This window comes from Pontibacter sp. HJ8 (genome assembly GCF_054824225.1).
In genome coordinates, this window is sequence record NZ_JSYF01000487.1 from 1 (window position 1) to 3,921 (window position 3,921).

At 54.1% G+C, this 3,921-nt stretch carries 3 protein-coding genes; all 3 read left to right on the top strand.

Translation table 11 applies throughout. The features are described 5' to 3' along the window. Positions 1 to 1,008 (top strand): beta-ketoacyl-ACP synthase II (gene fabF, locus OB13_RS18285; RefSeq protein ID WP_461491624.1); only part of this gene is annotated, 1,008 nt, incomplete at its 5' end. Between the two features lie 66 nt (positions 1,009 to 1,074). Beyond that, positions 1,075 to 1,752, top strand: coding sequence for a ribonuclease III (rnc, locus tag OB13_RS18290; RefSeq protein WP_461491625.1), 678 nt, complete (start codon positions 1,075 to 1,077; stop codon positions 1,750 to 1,752). Between the two features lie 174 nt (positions 1,753 to 1,926). After that, the gene (nadE, locus tag OB13_RS18295; RefSeq protein WP_461491626.1) at positions 1,927 to 3,807 is read left to right on the top strand and encodes an NAD(+) synthase; all 1,881 of its coding nucleotides are present in this window, start codon (positions 1,927 to 1,929) and stop codon (positions 3,805 to 3,807) included. The last annotated feature ends 114 nt before the right edge of the window (positions 3,808 to 3,921 follow it).

Consider the following 3,921-nt stretch of genomic DNA (forward strand, 5'->3'; position numbering starts at 1 on the left):
GAGGAGGCCGTTCAGGATGCGAAGCTGCTGGAAGATAATCTCGATCCGGATCGCATTGGTGTGATCTGGGGATCCGGTATCGGTGGCTTGCGCACGTTCCAGGAGGAGTGTGTGAATTTTGCCAATGGTGACGGTACTCCGCGATTCAATCCTTTCTTCATCCCGAAGATGATCGCCGATATCAGTGCCGGCCATATCTCTATTAAGTATGGCTTCCGAGGACCTAACTTTGTAACGGTTTCGGCCTGTGCTTCTGCCACAAACGCTATCATTGACTCCTTCAACTATATCCGTCTGGGTATGGCCGATGTGATCGTGACAGGTGGCTCGGAGGCGGCTGTTACCGAAGCAGGTATCGGAGGCTTTAACGCGCTGAAGGCCCTTTCGGAGCGAAACGACTCCCCGGAGACTGCATCCCGCCCATTCGACAAAGACCGTGATGGCTTTGTACTCGGAGAAGGCGCCGCTGCCCTCATTCTGGAAGAGTACGAGCATGCCAAAGCGCGTGGTGCCAAGATCTACGCCGAGGTGATCGGTGGCGGTATGTCTGCAGACGCTCACCACATCACGGCCCCGCATCCGGAAGGATTGGGTGCACTCAACGTGATGAAGAACGTGCTGCGCGATGCCAACATCAAACCCGAAGAGGTAGATTACATCAACGTGCATGGTACTTCTACACCGCTTGGTGATGTAAGTGAGGTAAAAGCGATTCAGACAATATTTGGAGATCACGCCTACAAGCTGAATATCAGCTCAACCAAATCGATGACCGGTCACCTGTTGGGTGCTGCCGGAGCGATTGAGGCTGTCGCTTCGATTCTGTCTATCCAGAATAACATTGTACCTCCTACCATCAATCATTTTACAGACGACGACAGCTTTGACAGCCGCCTGAATTTTACCTTCAACAAAGCGCAGGAGCGTGAGGTAAAGGTAGCACTCAGCAACACGTTTGGGTTTGGTGGTCACAATACATCCGTTCTGTTCCGTCAATTTATCGATTAGGTGTTTGGTCCTATAAAACCGGTTAGGCGCTTCTATCATAGCTTATTTACAAAAGATAGAGTATTAGTGCGCGCCATTGCCGGTATTATTGGCAGCACGCCTGATAACATCCGCCTGTACAAACTGGCCCTGACGCATACGTCGTTTGCCCGCCAAAACCTGGCCAGCAAACACGATACGAACGAGCGCCTGGAGTTTCTGGGAGATGCGGTATTGGGTGCCGTGGTAGCGGAGCTGTTGTTTAAGAAATTTCCCTACGAAGACGAAGGTTTTATGACAGAAATGCGCTCGCGGATCGTAAACCGGGAGTCGCTGAATCATATTGCCATCAAGATCGGGTTGAACCTGTTGGTAAAGGTAGACTCTTCCGGCGGGCAGGGATCACGCAACAAATCCGTGCATGGCAATGCACTTGAGGCATTGGTCGGGGCGATTTACCTGGACAAAGGGTATAATACGACCCGCCAGTTCATACTCGGCAAGCTCATCAAGCCCCACGTAGACCTGCACAAACTGGTAAACACGACTTCCAACTTCAAGAGCAAACTCATCGAGTGGGCTCAGAGCCAGAACGCCGAAATCCGGTTTGAGATCGTGAACCGCAAAAACCAGGGCAACACCACCGAGTTTACCTGCGAGATCTACGTGGATGATAAACCGGTCGCCATAGGAGTGGGCCTTTCCAAAAAGAAGGCCGACCAGGCCGCTGCCGAAAAAGCCGTAGAAGCACTCCACTTCAGCTGATTCATCTTCATTTACCCCTTCTTTTTTCCAAGACCGCCCCGCTGTACGTTCCTCTTTTTTGATTTTCTGCCTCTTCTCTACAAGCAGAAGCTATACCTGTACCCGAAGCCCGGATTCTTTATTTAGCCGGCAAAGCTTAACTTGCTGCCATATTGTTGCGTTAGAAAACCCGATATGGAAGAAACTAGACTTATACTGGCTGGGGCAGCCCTGAACCAGACCCCCCTTGACTGGGAATACAACCTCCTGAATATCCGGTCTGCCATCCTGGAGGCCACAACCCGCAAAGTAGACATCCTTCTGTTGCCGGAGCTCTGCATTACCGGCTATGGTTGCGAAGACATGTTTTTGCATCCCTGGCTGGCAGACGAGACCTTTGACAAGCTGCTGCAGGTAAAGGAGTGGTGCGATGGCATTACCGTTTGCCTGGGCCTGCATGTGCTCATCGGGCGCGAGGTATACAACACGGCATGCGTCATCAAAAACAAAGAGATTGTCGGCTTTACAGCCAAGCAGTTTTTAGCCCGCGACGGCATACACTACGAACCGCGCTGGTTTACGCCCTGGCCTGCCCATGTGGTCGAAGAATTTGAGATGAAGGGCAAGCGCTACCCGATCGGCGACATCATCTATGAGGAGAAAGGCATCAAGTTTGCCTTTGAGATATGCGAGGATGCCTGGCGGCCCAACCGTCCGGCGGAGCGGCACATGGCCAAAGGCGTGCAGCTGATTCTCAACCCAAGCGCCAGCCACTTCGCACTGAGCAAAACCGATGTGCGGCACAGGCTGGTGGTGGAGGCGTCCAAGAAATACCAGTGCGCCTACCTGTACGCCAACCTGCTGGGAAATGAATCCGGCAGGGTGGTATTTGATGGGGAAGTGCTCATTGCCCAGAACGGCAAACTGATCAGGCGGAACGAGCTGCTCTCTTTTAAGGATGTGGACCTGGAGTGCGCCGAGGTATGCTTCGGGCAGAATCCGGAGATTGCTGAAACCATCGAGTACCTGCCGCCCATCGATGAAAATGCGGAACTGATTGCGGCCCTCAGCCTGGCCCTGTTTGACTACATGCGCAAGAGCCGGAGCCGGGGTTTTGTGCTCTCGCTCAGCGGGGGAGCTGACTCGTCCTGTTGTGCCGTGGCCGTGGCCGAAATGGTGCGCCGTGGGGTGGATTTTCTGGGAGTGACGGGTTTTGTGACCAAAGCCCGGATGTTCTCGCTCAAGGAAGCTACCTACTTCGAGAACATGCCGCAGGACCAGGTGGTCAAGGCCCTGGTCGGCCGCATGCTGACCTGTGCTTATCAGGGCACGATCAACTCATCGGACGCGACCTATACCTCTGCCAAAGAGCTGGCCGAGTCCCTGGGTGCCGTGTTCCACGACTGGACCATCGATGAAGAAGTGAAAGGGTATACGGCCAAAGTAGAGGAAGCCCTGGAGCGGGACCTGACCTGGGAAAAAGATGACCTGGCGCTGCAAAACATACAAGCCAGGGTGCGGGCCCCTGCCATCTGGATGCTGGCCAACATCAACAATGCGCTGTTGCTGGCAACCTCCAACCGCAGCGAGGCAGCTGTGGGCTACGCGACCATGGATGGAGACACGGCCGGGAGCATCTCGCCGATAGCCGGTATCGACAAGGCCTTTGTGCGGCAATTCCTGATCTGGCTGCAACAGGAGCTGGGCTACCTGGGGCTGGCGTACGTCAACAACCTGCAACCTACTGCCGAGTTGCGCCCTGCATCCGAGTCGCAGACCGATGAAAAGGACCTGATGCCATACGAGATCCTGAACATGATCGAGCGGCTGGCATTTTATGACCGTCTGTCCCCGCAGCAGGTACTCGAGCGGCTCACGAAGGAAAATGTGGCGCCAGCCGGTAAGCTGAAGGAGCACGTGCACAAGTTCTATACCTTGTGGTCGCGCAACCAATGGAAACGGGAGCGGTATGCCCCCTCTTTCCACCTGGACGATTACAACCTGGACCCCCGCAGCTGGCTGCGCTTCCCGATCCTGAGCGGAGGTTTCCGGGAAGAGCTAAAACATCTGAAATAAGACCAGGTGTATACCTGTCAGCAGGCACCGTGCTGTCCCCGCGTCAGGCAGGTATAGCACGGTGCCTTTGCTTTAAATTTAATTTATATTTTCGCCTGTGTCAGGCTGATTTTT

What these genes read in the sequence shown, in the direction of transcription:
- nadE (WP_461491626.1), top strand. Translation starts at nt 1,927, where the DNA reads ATGGAAGAAACTAGACTTATACTGGCTGGGGCAGCCCTGAACCAGACC.